The sequence below is a fragment of the Sphingomonas sp. AP28 genome (assembly GCF_056680455.1).
This window is the reverse complement of sequence record NZ_CM155283.1, coordinates 1,256,158-1,274,376: the sequence shown is the minus strand read 5'-3', so window position 1 is coordinate 1,274,376 and position 18,219 is coordinate 1,256,158. Positions and strand designations below refer to the sequence as shown.

Genomic DNA, 18,219 nt, shown 5'->3' with positions numbered 1-18,219 from the left:
CCGGCGAAGGCCGGGGCCCAGTTGGGAAACGCTCCTGACGGCAGACGCACACCGTTACGCCAACCTCTCCACCTGAACCCCGGCCTACGCCGGGGAGGCGCACTTGCCCGAATCGTGTCCGCACGGAACGTCTTCCAACGCCTGCACTCAAAGAACTCACGATCCCGTGGGCCTGAAGCTTCGAGCATGCGGACCCGGTAAATGCCAGAGTGACGCCGTCCCGGCACCCGACGGGCTCCGCACGACCCCATCGCCGCAAATTTCCCGCAACAAACCTCGCGTTCCCCACTTGTTCCACAAGAACAAAGAGAATACATGGTGTTTGACACGTTGAATGGCACGCGCGCTTGCTTTAGCGATGGGAGCATATTCGATGGCCGCTAATCTGAAAGTGATCGACACCGGCATGGCAACCGCAACCAACGACCGGCAGAAGGCGCTCGACGCCGCGCTCGCGCAGATCGACCGCGCCTTCGGCAAGGGCTCGGCAATGCGCCTGGGCTCCAAGGAAACCATGCAGGTCGAGGTCATCTCGACCGGCTCGCTCGGGCTCGACATCGCGCTCGGCGTCGGCGGCCTGCCGCGCGGCCGCGTGATCGAGATCTACGGTCCGGAAAGCTCGGGCAAGACCACGCTCGCGCTCCACGTGATCGCCGAAGCGCAAAAGGGCGGCGGCACCGCCGCGTTCGTCGATGCCGAGCACGCGCTCGACCCGGTCTACGCCAAGAAGCTCGGCGTCAACATCGACGAACTGATCGTCTCGCAGCCCGACACCGGCGAGCAGGCGCTCGAGATCGTCGACACGCTGGTCCGCTCGAACGCGATCGACGTACTCGTCGTCGACTCGGTCGCGGCGCTCGTGCCGCGTGCCGAAATCGAAGGCGAGATGGGCGACAGCCATGTCGGCCTCCAGGCCCGCCTGATGTCGCAGTCGTTGCGCAAGCTGACCGGCTCGATCAGTCGCTCGCGCTGCATGGTGATCTTCATCAACCAGCTCCGCATGAAGATCGGCGTCATGTACGGCAACCCCGAGACGACGACCGGTGGCAACGCGCTGAAATTCTACGCCTCGGTCCGCCTCGACATCCGCCGCATCGGCGCGATCAAGGCCGGCGAAGAGGTCACCGGCAACCAGACCCGCGTCAAAGTCGTCAAGAACAAGGTCGCCCCGCCGTTCAAGCAGGTCGAGTTCGACATCATGTACGGGCAGGGCGTCTCCAAGCTCGGCGAGATCCTCGATCTCGGCGTGAAGGCGGGATTGGTCGAGAAGTCCGGCGCATGGTTCAGCTACGATAGCGTTCGCCTCGGCCAGGGCCGCGAGAACTCGAAGACCTTCCTCAAGGACAACCCCGAAACCGCCGACCGCCTCGAAAAGCAGATCCGCGCGCGCACCGACAAGGTCGCCGAGGAAATGATGGCCGGCCCCGAAGAAGGCGACGACGCGTAACGCTCTTTACCCTCTCCCCTACGGGGGGAGGGAGGGACCCATTGCCTTCGCAATGGGAGGGTGAGGGCACGCGGTGGGTTGTAAAGACGCTTGGTGATTTCACACGATGCGCGGTGCTTAGCATTGTAAGTCGGTGTACCTCGACAATGGCGCAACTGCCCGATCAACGGCGCAAGGCCCCACAAAATTGCGTCAGGTGAGACGCGTCTCAAAACCACCCCGGCGAAGGCCGGGGCCCAATTGGGGGACGGCAATAACGAAGCACTGCGCTCCGTTATTTTACGTTCCATTTGCCTACCGGCCGCCGAACCGGTGTGGTCGTGTCCCACGTGTGGTGTAGCTTCAGCGGCGTAGCCGCTATGACCTCCGGGCAGGGCTGGGTCGATCACGCCGACATGGACGATAACGTGACGGTGGGATCATCGCTCAATTGCGTCACGCTTTCCAGCGTCATGCAGCGTCCCCGCTGGACTGCCCACTCGTCGTTCTGCTCGAGCAGCAAGGCGCCAACGAGGCGTGTGATGGCATCCTCGTTGGGAAGGTTGGTACGCCGCTTGATCTGGCCGTTGAGGCGTTCGAGCGGATTGGTCGAATGTAGCTTGGTGCGATGCTGTGGCGGGAACCACGTGTATGCGAGCACGTCTTCCTCCGCCGTATCCATGAGCTTGGCGAGCTTGGGCACGTTGGGCCTGAGCTGGTCGGCGACCTTACGCCACTGACCCTTGGCGGCCTCGGGCGTCTCCTGCGCGTATGCTGTAGCGATGAAGGCGGAGACGACGCGGCGCCCGCTCTTACCGGCATGGGCCGTGGCGTTGCGTGCGAAGTGGACGCGGCACCGTTGCCACGTGGCGCTGAACACCCGCGATACGGCTGCTTTGATACCCTCATGCGCATCCGAAATGACGAGTTTCACGCCGCGTAAGCCCCGTCGCGCAAGGCTGCGCAGGAAGTCCGTCCAAAACGTTTCGGCTTCCGACGCGCCGATCACCATACCGAGCACCTCGCGCCTGCCGTCGCCGTTCACGCCGACCGCGATGGTGACCGCGACCGAGACGATCCGACCGGCTTGGCGGACCTTCAGATAGGTGGCGACGACCCAGACATAGCGCCAGTCGCCTTCGACAGGCCGCTCGAGGAACGCCTTCACGCGGACGTCGATCTCCTCGCACAGCCGGCTCACCTGGCTTTTCGAGATGCCGACATTCCCATCGCTTTCACCAAGTCGTCGACCGACCGGGTCGAGATGCCTTGGATGTACGCCTCCTGGACAACCGCGGTCAGCGCCTTCTCCGAAAGGCGACGAGGCTCCAGGAAGGCTGGAAAGTCGCTGCCGGTTCTCAGCTTGGGGGTCCGCAGCGCACCGGTGCCAGCCCGCGTTTCCCAGTCCCGATCGCGGTAACCCTTACGTTGCGCTAGGCGGTCGCAGCTCTTCTCGCCATATTCGGCGCCGGTCAGACCGCCGACCTCCAGATCCATCAGCCGCTGCGCGGCAAAGCCAATCATCTCGCGTAGAAATTCCGCATCCGCGCTCTTTCCCACAAGCGCCTGCAGGTTCATTATATCGTCGGTCATCGAAGGTCTCCGTTGGTTGAGTCTCGCAACCCAATCCTGTCCGAATATCTTCGATGGCCACCCGTGAACCTGACCGGCCGCTACGGCGCTGGATGATAGCGCGCGGCCGGTCAGCTTCACTACCGCTGAGCTACACCGCCATCTGGGACACGACCCATCGGTGTTGCGCACCGAGCGCCAGCACCTTGTTCTACCGCGAAGGCGGGAGCTCAGCCTGGACCCCCGCCTTCGCGGGAAAACAAAGCTGCTGATGTCGGTATGCGTGCCTACATGGGACCAAAAACACCGCGTCACAAATACCGCGCCAGCGTCTGCACTTTGTGCACTTCGGAGCCAATGTATCGATTATGTAAGACCCTATAGACCGTCGGATAGTCCCCCCGCCCGAGCATGAAACGGATCAGCGCATGACCACCGCTTATGACTGGACCGGTAGAATAGGCGACGTCTGGGCCGAGGAATGGCGTCGAACCGACCGCAGCTTCACCAACCTGACCCCGCATTTGAACGCCGCGATCCTGTTCGCCGCCACCCCCCAAACCCACAAGATCATCGACATAGGCTGCGGCGCCGGCGCGACCTCACTCGCCACCGCGCAAGCCCTCCCAACCGCGCAGATAACCGGCATAGATATCTCACCAAACCTGATCGAGATCGCCAAACACCGCGCCAAAACCCAAACCAACGCCAGCTTTGAGTGCGCGGACATCACCGCCGTCGCGTCGAACCACGCCCCAATCGACCTCTACGTCTCCCGCCACGGCGTCATGTTCTTCGCAGACCCCGTCGCCGCCTTCACCACTTTGGCCGAAGCCGCCGCCCTCTATGCAACGCTCGTCTTCTCCTGTTTCGCCGACCGCGCCGCCAACCGCTGGGCCACCGAAATCATCACCGCGACCGGCGGCAATGCAGACGCTCCGGCGAGCACCGCACCCGGCCCCTTCGCCTTCGCGGACCCGACCTACGTCGCGAGCATCTTCGAGAAATCCGGCTGGCACGTCGCGGCACCCGAACGTATCGACTTCGCCTACCGGGCAGGGGAGGGCGCCGACCCCGTAGCCGACGCGGTCGACTATTTCCGCCGCATCGGGCCAGCCGCCTCGGCCATCCGCGACGCCGCCCCCGAGGAACGCCAGCGCCACATCGCGCGTCTCACCCAGGTCTGCGACCGGTACCGAAGCGGCGACACGGTGGAATTCCCCGCCGCCGCCTGGATCTGGACCGCGCGCAAATCGTCCGAATAAAAAACAGGGGTTCAGCATGATCATCGTCCACCACCTCGAAAATTCGCGATCGCAACGGATCCTGTGGATGCTCGAGGAACTCGGCCTCCCCTACGAGATCAAGCGCTACGAGCGGAACAAGGCAACGATGCTCGCGCCGCCCGAACTGAAGAAGGTCCACCCGCTCGGCAAGTCGCCGGTCATCGAGGATGACGGTCAGGTGGTCGCCGAGACGGGTGCGATCGTCGAATATCTCGTCGACAAGGCGGACGGCAGGCTCGGCGCCCCCGCCAACCGCGCCGACGCGCTGCGCTACCGTTTCTGGCTACACTATGCGGAAGGCTCGATGATGCCGCCACTGCTCCTGAAGCTCGTCCTCGCGCGCATCCCGATCCTGGGCAACGCGGCGACCAAAAAGATCCAGCCGATGATCGACGTCCACCTCGACTATGTCGAATCCGAACTGTCGAAGCGCCCCTGGTTCGCCGGCGCCGAGATGACCGCCGCCGACATCATGATGAGCTTCCCCCTCGAAGCCGCCCGCAGCCGCGGCGGCCTCAACGGGTCCCGTCCGGCGACGATCGGGTGGCTGGCAAAGGTTCACGCACGACCCGCGTATCAGGCGGGGCTCAAGAAGGGTGGGCCGTACGCCTACGCTTGAGGCCGCAAGTCGGGAACCGGCTCGGGCCCAAAAACGCAACCTTTCCCCAAACACCACCGCGGCGAAGGCCGGGGCCCAGTTGGAAAGGTTGGAGTAACGAGGCGCGGCGGTCATCATTAGCGTCCCCCAACTGGACTCCGGCCTTCGCCGGGGAGGTACTTCTTCAGTGGACCGCCAGCGTATAAGGGCATCTTCGAGACGTCATCGGCTCGACATCGCCAATCGCCTCAAGCCTGCCCCGGCCCGATCTTCTCGTAGCTATCCACGTCCACCTTCGGCCCATGCCCCGTCGGCGCATGCGGAAAGTCCCGATCCGCAGGCTCGCGCTCATCGAGCCCGCCTTCCCACTTCGCCACCACGGTCGCCGCCACGGCATTCCCGATCACGTTGGTCGCCGAGCGCCCCATGTCGAGGAAATGATCCACCGCCAGAATCAGCAGGATCCCCGCCTCCGGAATCTTGAACATCGACAGCGTCCCCGCGATCACCACCAAAGACGCGCGAGGGACCCCCGCGATCCCCTTCGACGTCACCATCAGCACCAGCAGCATCGCGATCTGCTGCCCGATCGGCATGTCGATGCCATACGCCTGCGCGATGAACAGCGACGCGAACGTCATGTACATCATCGACCCGTCGAGATTGAACGAATAGCCCAGCGGCAGCACGAAGCTCGCGATCCGCGGCGGCACGCCGAACCGGTCGAGCGCCTCCAGCGTCCGCGGATATGCCGCCTCGGACGATGCCGCCGAGAACGCGAGGATCAGCGGATCGCGAATATACCGCACCAGCAACCGCGTCCGCGGCCCGATCAGCAGGAACGCGATCCCGATCAGCATCGCCCACAGCAGCGCGAGCCCGATATAGAAGCTCAACATGAAATAGCCGAGCTGACCGAGGATTGCCGGCCCCCGCTCGGCAAGCGTCGCGGTCACTGCCGCAAACACCGCGAACGGCGCGAATCGCATTACGTAGTTCGTGATCTGGAGCATCACCGCGACCAGCGCTTCGATCGCCTTCACGAGCGGCGCGGCCTTCTCGCCGATCGCGGTGATCGCGACGCCCACGAATACCGAGAACACGACGATCTGGAGGATCTCGTTGCCCGCCATCGCCGCGATCATCGAATCGGGGACGATATGCGTGATGAACTTGGCGAGATCGAACGCCGCGCGATCGACGCCGCTCGACGCGGTCGCCGGCGGGATCGCGAGCGCGAGGCCGACGCCCGGCTGCAGCACGTTGACCAGGATCAGGCCCAGGGTGAGCGACAACAGGCTCGCGCAGATGAACCAGCCGAGACTGCGCAACCCGACCCGCCCGAGCGCACCGGTATCGCCCATGTGCGCGATGCCCACGACCAGCGTCGAGAACACCAAAGGTGCGATGATCATCTTGATCAGCCGCAGGAACAGCGTCGTCACGATCGAGAAATAGCCCGCGATGTCCTTCAGCCGTTCGGCGGACTCGGCCGTGCCGTTGTCGATCGACGCGTTCAGGATCCAGCCGACGACCATCCCCGCGACGAGGCCGAACAAGATGTAGTAGGTTAGCCGCTTGGCCATTAATCGCTCCCGAGAATTGCCGACAGGGAAGGGGATTGCGGCGCCCGGGTCAAGGACCCTATCGTCCGGCGATGTCGACCGTACGCCCCAAGCCCGCCTTCAGCCCCTCGCGCCGCGACCTGCTGAGCCTCGCAATCGCGGCCCCGTTGCTGTCGACCACCGCGATCCTCCGCGCCGCCGAGCCGGACCTGTCGGCACTGTCCGACATCACCGGCGCGACCAGGCCGATCGACGCCACCGAACGCGCCGCGAGGCTGGTCCGCGCGCAATCGCTGATGAAGGCGGCGGGCATCGGCGCGGTCCTGATCGAGCCGGGTTCGTCGATGATCTACTTCACCGGTGTCCGCTGGCACACGAGCGAGCGGCTGACGCTGGCGATCCTCCCGGTCGAAGGCGAACCGTGCATCGTCACGCCGTTCTTCGAGGAACCGTCGGTGCGCGAGACGCTTGCCGTCACCGCCGAGGTGCGCGTCTGGCAGGAGGACGAGAACCCGCTGGCCGTGGTCGCCGGCTTCCTGCGCGACCGCAAGCTCGCCGCGCGGCCGATCGGGCTGGAGGCGGAGGTGCGGTACTTCGCCTATGCCGGGCTCGCTCGCGTGCTGCCCGACGCCAAGATCGTGTCCGCCGACCCGGTCGTCCGCGCCTGCCGGATGATCAAGACCCCCGCCGAGATCGCGCTGATGCAGGCCGCGACCGAGGTCACGCTCGCCGCGTATCGCTGGACAAAGCCGCGTGTCGAGAAAGGCATGACCGGCCCGGAAATCGGAGCACTGATGAACGCCGCCACGAAGAAACTGGGCGGCGCCCCCGAATTCGCGCTCGCGCTGATCGGCGAGGCGTCGGCCTATCCGCACGGCAGCCGCGAGATCCACCGCGTCGCCGACGGCCAGGTCGTGCTGATGGACTGCGGCTGCACCGTGCAGGGCTATCAGTCCGACATCTCGCGCACCTGGGTCCACGGTACCGCGAGCGCCGACCAGCGCAAGACATGGGACCAGGTCGCCCGGGGGCAACAGATCGCGTTCGCCGCCGCGAAGATCGGTGCGCCCGCTGGCAGCATCGACGACGCGGTCCGCCGGCATTACGAAACGCTCGGCTACGGGCCGGGGTACAAGCTCCCCGGCCTGTCACATCGTACCGGCCACGGCATCGGCATGGACGGCCACGAACCCGTCAACCTCGTCCGCGGCGAGACGACGAAGCTGTCAGCGGGGATGTGCTTTTCCGGCGAGCCGGGCATCTACATTCCCGGGAGGTACGGCGTGCGGATCGAGGATTGCTTTCACATGACCGATGCGGGCCCGAAATGGTTCAGCGAGCCGCCTAAGTCGCTGGATGCGCCTCTAGGATAGCTGGTTCAGGGACACCTAAGCCAACTCGCATTCCACGACCCCGGCGGAGGCCGGGGCCCAGTTGGAAAGGTGGCAATCGAGCGCAGTTCTTCGTTAGCCACGTTCCCCAACTGGGCCCCGGCCTCCGCCGGGGTGGTGGTGTTGCTCTTGCCGAATTGCAGCACTCCGTTGTTCTCCCGCGAAGGCGGGAGCCCAGTCTGGGTCCCCGCCTTCGCGGGGAAACATGCTGCCTCGGTTCAACGGGATATGTCTCGACCACACCCCCACACCTCCACTTGAGCGAACCGCCCCGCTCGCCTAAGTCCCCGCGCATGACATCGACGAACGACATCCGCCGCGGCTTCCTCGACTATTTCGGTTCGCAGGGGCACCAGATCGTGCCCTCCGCGCCGCTCGTGCCGCAGAACGACCCGACGCTGATGTTCGTCAACGCCGGGATGGTGCCGTTCAAGAACGTCTTCACCGGCCTCGAATCGCGCCCCTACACCACCGCGACCTCGAGCCAGAAATGCGTCCGCGCCGGCGGCAAGCACAATGATCTCGACAATGTCGGCTACACCGCGCGCCACCACACCTTCTTCGAAATGCTCGGCAACTTCTCGTTCGGCGATTATTTCAAGGAGCAGGCGATCGTTCACGCCTGGACGTTGCTCACGCGCGAATGGGGCCTGTCGCCCGACAAGCTGACCGCCACCGTCTACCACACCGACGACGAGGCGTTCGATCTCTGGAAGAAGGTCGCAGGCCTCCCCGATCACCGTATCATCCGCATCCCTACCAAGGACAATTTCTGGTCGATGGGCGACAACGGACCGTGCGGGCCGTGCTCTGAAATCTTCTACGACCACGGCGACCACATCTTCGGCGGCCCTCCAGGCTCCCCCGACGAGGACGGCGATCGCTTCGTCGAGATCTGGAACCTCGTGTTCATGCAATATGAGCAGGAGAATGCCGAGATCGTCGGCAACCTGCCCAAACCCTCGATCGACACCGGCATGGGGCTCGAGCGCATCGCCGCGGTCATGCAGGGCGTCACCGACAATTACGACACCGACACGTTCAAGGCGCTGATCGCAGCGTCGGGCGCGCTGACGCACACCGCTACCGATGGCGCCAACACCGCCAGCCACCGCGTGATCGCCGATCATCTGCGCACCGCCGGCTTCCTGATCGCCGACGGCGTGCTGCCCGCGAGCGAGGGCCGCGGCTACGTCCTGCGCCGGATCATGCGCCGCGCGATGCGCCACGCGCATATCCTCGGCGCCAAGCAGCCGCTGATGCACCGTCTGGTCCCCGCGCTCGTCACCGAGATGGGCGCCGCCTATCCCGAACTGGCGCGCGCCCGTCCGCTGATCGAGGCGACGTTGCAGCAGGAGGAAACGCGCTTCCGCCAGACGCTCGACAAGGGGCTAAAGCTGCTCGACGAGGCGACCACCGGGATGACCGGCGGCACGCTCGCCGGGGACGTCGCGTTCAAGCTCTACGACACCTACGGCTTCCCGTACGATCTCACCGAGGACGCACTGCGCGAACGCAATATCGCGGTCGATCGCGCCGGCTTCGACACTGCGATGGCCGAGCAGAAGCGCGCCGCTCGCGCCGCCTGGAAGGGCTCGGGCGCGAAGGCTTCGGACGACGTCTGGTTCGACATCGTCGAGCAGACCGGCGGCACCGAATTCCTCGGCTATGCGTCGGACACCGGCGAGGGCGAGGTCGTAGCACTGGTCAAGGACGGCGCGCGCGTCGACCACGCCACCACCGGCGATACGGTCGCGATCGTCGTCAACCAGACGCCGTTCTACGGCGAGAGCGGCGGCCAGGTCGGTGACGCGGGCCACATCTCCAACGACAGCGGCCTGCGCGCGAACGTCACCGAGACCTCGAAGCAGCTCGGCCGCGTGTTCGTCCATCACGCGATCGTTGACGCCGGCGAGATCAAGGTCGGTGACCCGGTCAAGCTCCAGATCGACGTCGCCCGCCGCGCGCAGATCCGCGCCAACCACTCCGCGACCCACCTGCTGCACGAAGCCCTCCGCGAACGCCTCGGCACGCACGTCGCGCAGAAGGGCAGCCTTGTCGCGCCCGACCGCGTGCGCTTCGACTTCTCGCAGCCGGTCGCGATGACTCCCGCCGACATCGCGCAGGTCGAGGCCGACGTGAACGCGCAGGTCCGCGGCAACGGCGCGGTGACGACGCTGCTGATGACCCCCGACGACGCGATCGCGATGGGCGCGATGGCGCTGTTCGGCGAGAAATACGGCGACGAGGTCCGCGTCGTGTCGATGGGATCGACCGACGAGGGCACCTACTCGATCGAACTGTGCGGCGGCACGCACGTCACCGCGCTCGGCGACATCGGCTTGTTCAAGGTCGTCGGCGAAGGTGCGGTCTCGAGCGGCATCCGCCGTGTCGAAGCGCTCACGGGCGAAGCGGCGCGCGCGTACCTGACCAGCCGTGACGACCGCCTGCGCGAGGCGGCGGCGGTGCTGAAGTCGACCCCCGACGAGGTCCCGGCGCGCGTCGCATCACTGCTCGAAGACCGCCGCCGCCTCGAACGCGAACTCGCCGACGCGAAGAAGGCGCTTGCGCTGGGCGGTGGTGGTTCCGGCGAAGCGGCCGGGCCGGAGCAGGTCGGCGGCGTCGCGTTCATCGGCCAGGTGCTCAACGACTTCGAAGCCAAGGGCCTGCGCGGCGCGGTCGACGAAGCCAAGCAGCGCCTCGGCTCCGGCATCGCGGTGATGGTCGCGATCAACGACGGCCGCGCCTCGGTCGCGGTCGGCGTGACGGCGGATCTGGTGGCCAGCCACAACGCCGTAGACCTGCTCAAGATCGCGGTGGCCACGCTAGGCGGGCAGGGCGGCGGCGGCCGTCCCGACATGGCGCAGGGCGGTGGGCCGGATGGCGACAAGGCGGGCGAAGCAGTGGCGGCGGTGCGGGCGAAGCTTGAAGCGGCAGGCGCCTAAACTCGCGGAACGTCGCACGATAACCCCAAGCAGTGCTCCCCCGCGGACGCGGGGGCCCAGCTAAATACAGTCGGCGAGCTTGACTCCTGGACCCCGCTTTCGCGGGGGAACAGGCTGCGTCGATGAAGTAACACGCGACAACTAGCTCCACCCCGGCGAAGGCCGGGGCCCAGTTGGCACGTCCGGAGTAACGGAGGACGGTGCGTCGTTACTGCCGTCCCCCAACTGGGCCCCGGCCTTCGCCGGGGTGGTACTTCTTCTTGCGGGGCTCAATCGAGCCGAGGCTCACGCCGCCCCACGCACCTTCGCCAGCGTAGTCCCCGCAGTGATAGCCTCGATATCCGTCACCAGGTGCAGCATCCGCACCCCGCCGCTCGCCATCGCCCGGTCCAACGCCCCGGCGAAATCCTCCGTCCGGGAAACAGTCTCCGCCCAACACCCATAAGCCCGCCCGAGCGCAGCAAAGTCTGGGTTCCGCAACCCGGTCCCAGAAACCCGCCCCGGATACTCCCGCTCTTGGTGCATGCGGATCGTCCCGTAGCCGCTGTTATCCACGACCAGCACCAGCATGTCCGCGCCGTGCGCGACCGCGGTCGCCAGTTCCTGCCCGTTCATCAGGAAGCACCCGTCGCCAGCGAGCGCAACGACCGTCCGCTCGGGATGCCGCAACGACGCGGCCACCGCCGCCGGTACCCCATACCCCATCGCCCCTGCGGTGGGCGCAAGCTGCGTCCCCGGCCCGGCATACGCCCAATATCGATGCCACCATCCCGAGTAATTTCCCGCTCCGTTGCAGATGATCGCATCCGCCGGTAACCGCTCGCGCATCGCCGTCACGCACGGCCCGAGGTCCATCACCAGATCCCGCGGCGCCGGCGTCGACCACGCGAGCCACTCCGCATGCGCCTCCTGCCCGGCAGTTCGCGGCGGCAGATCGACCGCCAGCAAAGCCTCGGCAAACTCTTCCATCCCCGCACATACCGCGACATCCGCGCGATACGCCCGGTGCAACTCGTCAGGATCGGGATGGATGTGGATCAGCCGCTGCCCCGGATGATCGGGCGTGATCAGCGCATAGCCGTCAGTCGTTGCCTCCCCGAGCCGCGGCCCGACTACGAGCAGTAAGTCGGCCGCCTTCACCCTCTCGACCAACTTCGGGTTGGGCCCATATCCAAGGTTCCCCGCCCAAACCGGGCAGTCGTTCGGGATCGCATCCTGCCGCCGAAACGCCGCCACCACCGGGATCCCGTTACGATCTGCCCAAGTCGAGAACGCCCCTGACGCCGCTACATCCCAGCCTGCGCCGCCGACGATCGCTAACGGCCGCTCCGCCGTTGTCAAAAGGTCGGCGAGCAAGTCCAACGTATCGGTATCGCAAGCCTGCGCGACCCGTTCGACCCGCGGCCGATCGACCGCGTCGACCACGTCCAGCAGCATGTCCTCGGGCAGCGCGAGCACCACCGGCCCCGGCCGCCCCGACATCGCCGTCGCATAGGCGCGCGCGACATATTCCGGGATCCGCCGCGCATCGTCGATCCGCGCCGCCCATTTCGCGATGGGCGCGAACATCGCCTGGAAATCGATCTCCTGGAACGCCTCACGATCACGCGTGCCGCGGTCGATATCGCCGACGAACAGGATCATCGGCTGCGAATCCTGCAACGCGACGTGCACCCCGATCGAGGCGTTGGTCGCGCCCGGCCCGCGGGTCACGAACGCCACCCCCGGCCGATGCGTCAGCGTCCCGTCCGCACACGCCATGAACCCGACGCCGCCCTCCTGCCGACACACGATCAGATCGATCGCCGGGGTATCGTGCAGCGCGTCGAGCACGGCGAGGAAGCTCTCCCCCGGCACGGTGAAGATCCGGTCGCAGCCCTGTGCGACGAGTTGATCGACCAGGATACGGCCGCCGGTGCGTGGTGTGATCATCGGCGCATCCTGCCGTCCGTTGCGCGCGAAGTCGAGACGCGGTTACGCTGGCGTCGAAGCTGGGACCAACCCGACTCGCCTGGAGAGGATCATGACCGACTTCACCACCGTCGCCGACGGCCTGCGCTTTCCCGAAGGCCCGGTGGCGATGCCCGACGGCAGCGTCATTCTCGTCGAGATCGAGGCCGGCCGGATCACGCGCATCGCGCCCGACGGCACCACGTCGACGGTCGCCGAACCCGGCGGCGGCCCCAACGGCCTCGCGATCGGCCCGGACGGGAAGCTCTATTGCTGCAACAATGGCGGCTTCGCTTGGCGCGAGGCGAACGGCTTCCTCACTCCGCACGGCCAGCCGGACGACTATTCCGGCGGTCGTATCGAGCGGATCGACATCGCCACCGGGGCGGTCGAGACCCTCTACAAGGACGGCGACTTCGGCTGCTCGCTGCGAGGTCCCAACGACATCGTCTTCGATTCGCACGGCGGCTTCTGGTTCACCGACCACGGCAAATCGCGTGACCGGGAACGCGACATCACCGGCATCTTCTACGCGAAAGCCGACGGGACCCAGATCGAAGAAGTCATCTTCCCGAGCGAAAACCCCAACGGCATCGGCCTCTCGCCCGACGGCACGCGGCTCTACGCGGCGGAGACGTTCACCTGCCGCCTGATGGCGTTCGACATCGTCGCGCCCGGCAAGGTCGCCAACGCCTCGGGCACGTCGCTCTATCGCCCTGCCGGCTACAAGTTCTTCGATTCGCTCGGCGTCGAGGCATGCGGCAACATCTGCGTCGCGACGATCGGCGAATGCGGGATCAGCGTGATCTCGGCCGACGGGGAGCTGGTCGAGTTCGTCGCGACCGACGACGTGTTCACGACGAACATCTGCTGGGGCGGCGCGGACATGATGGATGCCTACATCACCTGCTCGGGCAGCGGCAGGCTTGTGAAGACCCGGTGGAAGCGGCCGGGGTTGAAGCTGGTGTATTGAAGGCGTCGGAGGAGGCCCGGTACTTCCGCCTCAACCGTCATTCCAACCCCAACCCAATCCGTCATTCCCGAGGAGGCGGGAACCCATACTGGCTGGCTTCGCCTTATGATCGTTAGCCTTTGAGGATATGGATCCCCGCCTTCGCGAGGATGACGGAGAGATGCGGCGTGTCGCTCGTGGGACGTTGCCGAGTGCGAGGCGGCGCCGTATGCGAGGCGAAAGACGGTAGGAGGATGCATGGCGAACAAGCGCTACACCGATGCGGCAACGGCACTCGAAGGCGTGCTGTTCGACGGCATGACGATCTGCGCGGGCGGGTTCGGGCTGTGCGGCATCCCCGAGCGGCTGATCGACGCGATCGAGGCGTCGGGCGTGAAGGACCTCACGATCGCCAGCAACAATGCCGGCATCGACGGGCAGGGCCTCGGCAAACTGCTCCGCTCGCGGCAGGTGAAGAAGATGATCTCGTCCTATGTCGGCGAGAACAAGGAATTCGAGCGGCAATATCTCAGCGGCGAACTCGAGGTCGAGTTCTGCCCGCAGGGCACGCTCGCCGAACGGTGCCGGGCAGGGGGGGCGGGGATTCCCGGCTTCTACACCAAGACCGGCGTCGGCACGCAGGTCGCCGAGGGCAAGGAGACGAAGGTCTTCGACGGTCAGGAATACATCCTCGAACGCGGCATCCGCGCCGATCTGGCGATCATCAAGGGCTGGAAGGCGGACGAGAGTGGCAACCTCATCTTTCGCAAGACCGCGCGCAACTTCAACCAGCCTATGGCGACTGCGGGGAAGATCTGCGTCGCCGAGGTCGAGGAGATCGTCCCCGTCGGCAGCCTCGATCCCGACACGATCCACCTGCCGGGTATCTACGTGAAGCGGATGATCGTCGGTGCGCCGTACGACAAGCAGATCGAGTTCCGCACCGTCCGCGAGCGCGCGACGGCATGACACGAGGCCTGATGGTTGATCGCGAGCGCTCCCCGTTCTCCTGCGAACGCAGGAGCCCAGGGTCACGAGCGCTGCGGGTGGTATCCTGGACCCCTGCGTTCGCAGGGGCACTGGTGCTCCAAGGCTGCGTCAGCGTGTCCGCGCCGACCTCGATCGCAGCCACACCGACTGTCTCCGCCCCCGTCACCGTCGACGGCGTCCCCGCCGGCATGCAGTATCTCTACGCCTCGGGCGAAGCCGCCGCGGTCAGCATCCAGGCCTGGAACGCGCTCGTCGGCTACGTCGGCTCGCAACGCACACCAACCTCCGTCGTCCTCGCCCAAGGCGCCTCGCTAGCCGCCCCCGCCTGGACCACCTGCGGCACCAAGCCCAAAGCCGCGGTCTTCGACGTCGACGAAACCGTCCTCCTCAACCTCGGCTTCGAATACGATGCATCCTCCGGCCAGCCCTGGTCCGATCCCCGCTGGCAGGACTGGGAGCGCACCGGCGTCAAGCAGGTCGCGCCCGTCCCCGGCGCCCTCGCCGCACTCGGCCAACTCCGCGCAATGGGCGTCACGGTGATCTTCAACACCAACCGTTCCGCCGCCAACGCCGCGCAAACTGAGGCCACGATCGAAGCCGCCGGCCTAGGCCCCGCGCGCCACGGCGAAACGCTGTTCCTCGCCGGCGACGACGCGATGGGCTCGAAGAAGGACGGCCGCCGCGCGGCGATCGCGGCGCGGTACTGCGTCGTCGCGATGGGTGGCGACCAGCTCGGCGACTTCAGCGACCTGTTCAACGCCGGCCAAACCCCCGCCGCCCGCCGCGCCACGGTCCAGTCGCCCGCGATCGCCGCGAAATGGGGGGCAGGGTGGTTCGTCCTCCCCAACCCGGTCTACGGCACTGCGCTCAAGGGCAACCGCGACGAGGTATTCCCACCAGCAGTCCGCTGGGCCCCGACAGGAGGCGTACGCTGATGGCCGATCATCCCAACGCAATCGCGCTCGACAAGGGCGCGCAACTCACCAGCGAATCGGTCGAGGTCGCGCGGATCTGGATCACCAACGGCGCCGGCAGCAACGTGCTGATCGACGCGGGCATCCTCGAGGATCCAACCGTGTTCGGCTACCTCCTCGCCGACACGATCCGCCACGCCGCGCGCGCCTATGCGGGCACCTGGGGCCTCGACGAGGACGCCGCGTTGCAGGCGATCGTCGACGGCGTCGGCACCGAGCTCCGCGAACAATTCACGACCATCACCACCATCCAGGAAGGAATGCACTGATGCCCTGGGACCGTAACCAGATGGCCGCGCGCGCCGCCAAGGAACTGAAGGACGGCTATTACGTCAATCTCGGCATCGGCATCCCGACGCTCGTCGCGAACAACATCCCCGAGGGTATGACCGTCACGCTTCAGTCCGAGAACGGTATGCTCGGGATCGGCCCGTTCCCGTACGCGGGCGAAGAGGACGCCGACCTGATCAACGCCGGCAAGCAGACGATCAGCGAGCTCCCCTCGTCGGTGTATTTCAGCTCGGCGGACAGCTTCGCGATGATCCGCGGCGGCCATATCGACCTGACGGTGCTGGGCGCGATGGAGGTCAGCGAAGGCGGCGACATCGCCAACTGGATGATCCCGGGCAAGATGATCAAGGGCATGGGCGGCGCGATGGACCTCGTCGCGGGCGTCAAGCAGATCATTGTCGTGATGGACCACACCGCCAAGGACGGCAGCCCCAAGTTCATCCCGTCCTGCACGCTGCCGCTGACCGGCAAGAACGTCGTCGACATGATCGTCACCGATCTGGCGGTGTTCCAGCGCGCGGATCACGACAGCCCGTTCAAGCTGGTCGAGATGGCGCCGGGCGTCACCGCGGACGAGATCGCCGCGAAGACCACTGCGCGCTACACCGCCTGATGGGCTACACCCTCGTCACCGCGAACCGCAATTACTCAAGCTGGTCGCTGCGCCCCTGGGTCCTGATGAAGGCGCTCGGCATCGACTTCGAGGACCGGATCGAGCCGTTCCTGGCGCCGGTGAATTACGAGGCGTTCCGCGCCTTCTCGCCGACGGGCCAAGTACCGGTGCTGATCGACGGCGAGCGAACGGTGTGGGATTCGCTCGGCATCATCCTCTACCTCGCCGAGCGTGACGACGGCGTCTGGCCGGTCGACGCCGAGGCACGCGCGTGGGCGATTTGCGCTACGGCGGAGATGCATGGCGGGTTCTCCGCGCTCCGCAACGAGCGGACGATGAACGTTGGCGTTCGCGTCGACGCCGCCCCCGGCAGCGCTGCGCTAGACCGCGATGTCGCGCGGATTGCCGAACTCTGGAGCGAGGGACTCGATCGGTTCGGTGGCCCCTGGCTCGGCGGCGCCGAGTTCACCGCCGTCGATGCGTTCTACGCCCCGGTCGCGTTTCGCGTGCGGACCTACGGGATCGATGTCGGCCCGGCAGGTCTCGCCTGGGTCGAGCGGATCATCGCCCACCCGGCGATGCGCGAATGGGAAGCGACCGCGCTCGCCGAGACATGGCGCGAGGAAAGCCACGAGGCCGACCTCGCGACATGCGGATCGATCACCGCGGACTTCCGCCGCTGATGCGCCGCGCTGCGATCGTCATAGCGCTGATCGTGATCCTGATCGCAGGCACGGCGTTCACCGCAGGCCCCGGCACGCTCAGCGTGCTCGACGGCATCATGGGCGGCGGGCGCGGGACGGCGCGCATCCGCGAGGGTGTCCCGTTCGGCACGCAGGGGCAAAAGCTCGACGTCTGGCGCCCATCCGGTGGCGCCAAGACCGGCCTGCCGGTGCTGATCTTCTGGTACGGCGGCGGCTGGGTCCACGGCTCGCGCGGCGCCTACGCGTTCGCGGCGCGCGCCTATGCGAAGGCAGGCTACGTCGTCGTCATGCCCGACTACCGCAAAGTGCCCGACGTGCGCTTCCCTGCCTTCCTCCAGGACGGCGCCGAAGCGGTGAAATGGACCCGCGACCACATCGCGGAGGCTGGCGGGGACCCGAACCGGATCGCCGTCGCCGGCCATTCCGCGGGCGCCTACACCGTCGCGATGCTGACGCTCGACCAGCGCTGGCTGAAGGCTGAAGGCGTCGACCCGCACATCATCAAGGCCGCGGTCGGCCTGTGCGGCCCGTATGATTTCTACCCCTTCACCGCCAAGCGCGCGATCGACGCGATGCAAGGCGCCGCCGACCCGGTGATGACCCAGCCGATCCACTTCGCGCGCCCGGACGCCCCGCCGATGCTGCTGATCACCGCCGGCGACGACACGCAGGTAAAGCCGCACAACGCGATCAACCTCACCGCGCGGCTGAAGGCACTCGGAGTGCCGGTGACGCATATCGACTACCCCGGTTTGAGCCACGAGAACGTTGCGATGGCACTCTCGAAACCGTTCCGCGGCAAGGCGCCGGTGCTCGTCGACAGCGTCACGTTCCTGAACAAGGCGATGCCTCCCCTCCCGTCATCCTGACGAAAGTCAGGACCCAGGATACCAAGCACCGCCCTACGTAACCCGTGATCCTGACTTTCGTCAGGATCACGGTCTTCGTCCTGATACGCGGCA

The 18,219-nt window shown here is 66.3% G+C and carries 14 protein-coding genes and 1 pseudogene; 12 read left to right on the top strand and 3 right to left on the bottom strand.

Annotated features, from left to right (window positions below; all coding sequences use genetic code 11):
* The first annotated feature begins 373 nt into the window (after positions 1-373).
* The gene (recA, locus tag AC1MH0_RS05790; protein ID WP_056047175.1) at positions 374-1,447 is read left to right on the top strand and encodes a recombinase RecA; all 1,074 of its coding nucleotides are present in this window, start codon (positions 374-376) and stop codon (positions 1,445-1,447) included.
* A gap of 385 nt (positions 1,448-1,832) precedes the next feature.
* Here the strand turns inward: recA and AC1MH0_RS05785 are convergent.
* A pseudogene (locus AC1MH0_RS05785) lies at positions 1,833-3,019 on the bottom strand (IS256 family transposase).
* A 407-nt stretch (positions 3,020-3,426) separates the two neighbouring features.
* Between AC1MH0_RS05785 and AC1MH0_RS05780 the strand changes: the two are divergent.
* The gene (locus AC1MH0_RS05780; RefSeq protein WP_480965086.1) at positions 3,427-4,263 is read left to right on the top strand and encodes a class I SAM-dependent methyltransferase; all 837 of its coding nucleotides are present in this window, start codon (positions 3,427-3,429) and stop codon (positions 4,261-4,263) included.
* Positions 4,264-4,279: 16 nt separating this feature from the next.
* The gene (locus tag AC1MH0_RS05775) at positions 4,280-4,903 is read left to right on the top strand and encodes a glutathione S-transferase family protein (RefSeq protein ID WP_480965085.1); all 624 of its coding nucleotides are present in this window, start codon (positions 4,280-4,282) and stop codon (positions 4,901-4,903) included.
* A 227-nt stretch (positions 4,904-5,130) separates the two neighbouring features.
* Here the strand turns inward: AC1MH0_RS05775 and AC1MH0_RS05770 are convergent, their stop codons facing one another.
* Positions 5,131-6,468, bottom strand: a complete 1,338-nt coding sequence (locus tag AC1MH0_RS05770) for a dicarboxylate/amino acid:cation symporter (protein WP_480965084.1) — start codon at positions 6,466-6,468, stop codon at positions 5,131-5,133.
* A 71-nt stretch (positions 6,469-6,539) separates the two neighbouring features.
* Between AC1MH0_RS05770 and AC1MH0_RS05765 the strand changes: the two genes are divergently transcribed.
* Both AC1MH0_RS05765 and alaS read left to right on the top strand, forming a co-directional pair.
* On the top strand, positions 6,540-7,820 hold the full coding sequence (locus AC1MH0_RS05765) for a M24 family metallopeptidase (protein ID WP_480965083.1): 1,281 nt from the start codon (positions 6,540-6,542) through the stop codon (positions 7,818-7,820).
* A gap of 311 nt (positions 7,821-8,131) precedes the next feature.
* The gene (gene alaS, locus AC1MH0_RS05760) at positions 8,132-10,783 is read left to right on the top strand and encodes an alanine--tRNA ligase (protein WP_480965082.1); all 2,652 of its coding nucleotides are present in this window, start codon (positions 8,132-8,134) and stop codon (positions 10,781-10,783) included.
* Between the two features lie 285 nt (positions 10,784-11,068).
* On the opposite strand, the gene AC1MH0_RS05755 is transcribed toward alaS, so the two are convergent.
* The gene (locus AC1MH0_RS05755; RefSeq protein ID WP_480965081.1) at positions 11,069-12,715 is read right to left on the bottom strand and encodes a thiamine pyrophosphate-binding protein; all 1,647 of its coding nucleotides are present in this window, start codon (positions 12,713-12,715) and stop codon (positions 11,069-11,071) included.
* 91 nt (positions 12,716-12,806) lie between these two features.
* On the opposite strand from AC1MH0_RS05755, the gene AC1MH0_RS05750 reads away from it, so the two are divergent.
* The 7 genes from AC1MH0_RS05750 (at position 12,807) to AC1MH0_RS05720 (ending at position 18,126) form a co-directional block, all read left to right on the top strand.
* The gene (locus AC1MH0_RS05750; protein WP_480965080.1) at positions 12,807-13,706 is read left to right on the top strand and encodes an SMP-30/gluconolactonase/LRE family protein; all 900 of its coding nucleotides are present in this window, start codon (positions 12,807-12,809) and stop codon (positions 13,704-13,706) included.
* 237 nt (positions 13,707-13,943) lie between these two features.
* Entirely contained in the window at positions 13,944-14,654 is a 711-nt protein-coding gene (locus AC1MH0_RS05745; RefSeq protein ID WP_133031584.1) for a CoA transferase subunit A, read from the top strand.
* Between the two features lie 134 nt (positions 14,655-14,788).
* Complete coding sequence (locus AC1MH0_RS05740; RefSeq protein WP_480965079.1) at positions 14,789-15,610, top strand: 5'-nucleotidase, lipoprotein e(P4) family; 822 nt, start codon at positions 14,789-14,791, stop codon at positions 15,608-15,610.
* Positions 15,610-15,918 carry a DUF5076 domain-containing protein gene (locus AC1MH0_RS05735; protein WP_056047204.1) on the top strand — a complete coding sequence of 103 codons (309 nt, stop codon included), beginning with the start codon at positions 15,610-15,612 and terminating at the stop codon, positions 15,916-15,918. Before AC1MH0_RS05740 ends, AC1MH0_RS05735 begins: the two co-directional genes overlap by 1 nt.
* Entirely contained in the window at positions 15,918-16,553 is a 636-nt protein-coding gene (locus AC1MH0_RS05730) for a CoA transferase subunit B (RefSeq protein ID WP_480965078.1), read from the top strand. Before AC1MH0_RS05735 ends, AC1MH0_RS05730 begins: the two co-directional genes overlap by 1 nt.
* Positions 16,553-17,236, top strand: coding sequence for a glutathione S-transferase family protein (locus tag AC1MH0_RS05725; RefSeq protein ID WP_480965077.1), 684 nt, complete (start codon positions 16,553-16,555; stop codon positions 17,234-17,236). Before AC1MH0_RS05730 ends, AC1MH0_RS05725 begins: the two co-directional genes overlap by 1 nt.
* Positions 17,203-18,126: an alpha/beta hydrolase gene (locus tag AC1MH0_RS05720; RefSeq protein ID WP_480965076.1), complete on the top strand. Its 924-nt coding sequence runs from the start codon at positions 17,203-17,205 to the stop codon at positions 18,124-18,126. The genes AC1MH0_RS05725 and AC1MH0_RS05720 overlap by 34 nt, the downstream gene beginning before the upstream one ends.
* The last annotated feature ends 93 nt before the right edge of the window (positions 18,127-18,219 follow it).

Coding starts and splice junctions, on each gene's coding strand:
- recA (WP_056047175.1), top strand. CDS start 374: ATGGCCGCTAATCTGAAAGTGATCGACACCGGCATGGCAACCGCAACC.
- AC1MH0_RS05780 (WP_480965086.1), top strand. CDS start 3,427: ATGACCACCGCTTATGACTGGACCGGTAGAATAGGCGACGTCTGGGCC.
- AC1MH0_RS05775 (WP_480965085.1), top strand. CDS start 4,280: ATGATCATCGTCCACCACCTCGAAAATTCGCGATCGCAACGGATCCTG.
- AC1MH0_RS05770 (WP_480965084.1), bottom strand. CDS start 6,468: ATGGCCAAGCGGCTAACCTACTACATCTTGTTCGGCCTCGTCGCGGGG.
- AC1MH0_RS05765 (WP_480965083.1), top strand. CDS start 6,540: ATGTCGACCGTACGCCCCAAGCCCGCCTTCAGCCCCTCGCGCCGCGAC.
- alaS (WP_480965082.1), top strand. CDS start 8,132: ATGACATCGACGAACGACATCCGCCGCGGCTTCCTCGACTATTTCGGT.
- AC1MH0_RS05755 (WP_480965081.1), bottom strand. CDS start 12,715: ATGATCACACCACGCACCGGCGGCCGTATCCTGGTCGATCAACTCGTC.
- AC1MH0_RS05750 (WP_480965080.1), top strand. CDS start 12,807: ATGACCGACTTCACCACCGTCGCCGACGGCCTGCGCTTTCCCGAAGGC.
- AC1MH0_RS05745 (WP_133031584.1), top strand. CDS start 13,944: ATGGCGAACAAGCGCTACACCGATGCGGCAACGGCACTCGAAGGCGTG.
- AC1MH0_RS05735 (WP_056047204.1), top strand. CDS start 15,610: ATGGCCGATCATCCCAACGCAATCGCGCTCGACAAGGGCGCGCAACTC.
- AC1MH0_RS05730 (WP_480965078.1), top strand. CDS start 15,918: ATGCCCTGGGACCGTAACCAGATGGCCGCGCGCGCCGCCAAGGAACTG.
- AC1MH0_RS05725 (WP_480965077.1), top strand. CDS start 16,553: ATGGGCTACACCCTCGTCACCGCGAACCGCAATTACTCAAGCTGGTCG.
- AC1MH0_RS05720 (WP_480965076.1), top strand. CDS start 17,203: ATGCGGATCGATCACCGCGGACTTCCGCCGCTGATGCGCCGCGCTGCG.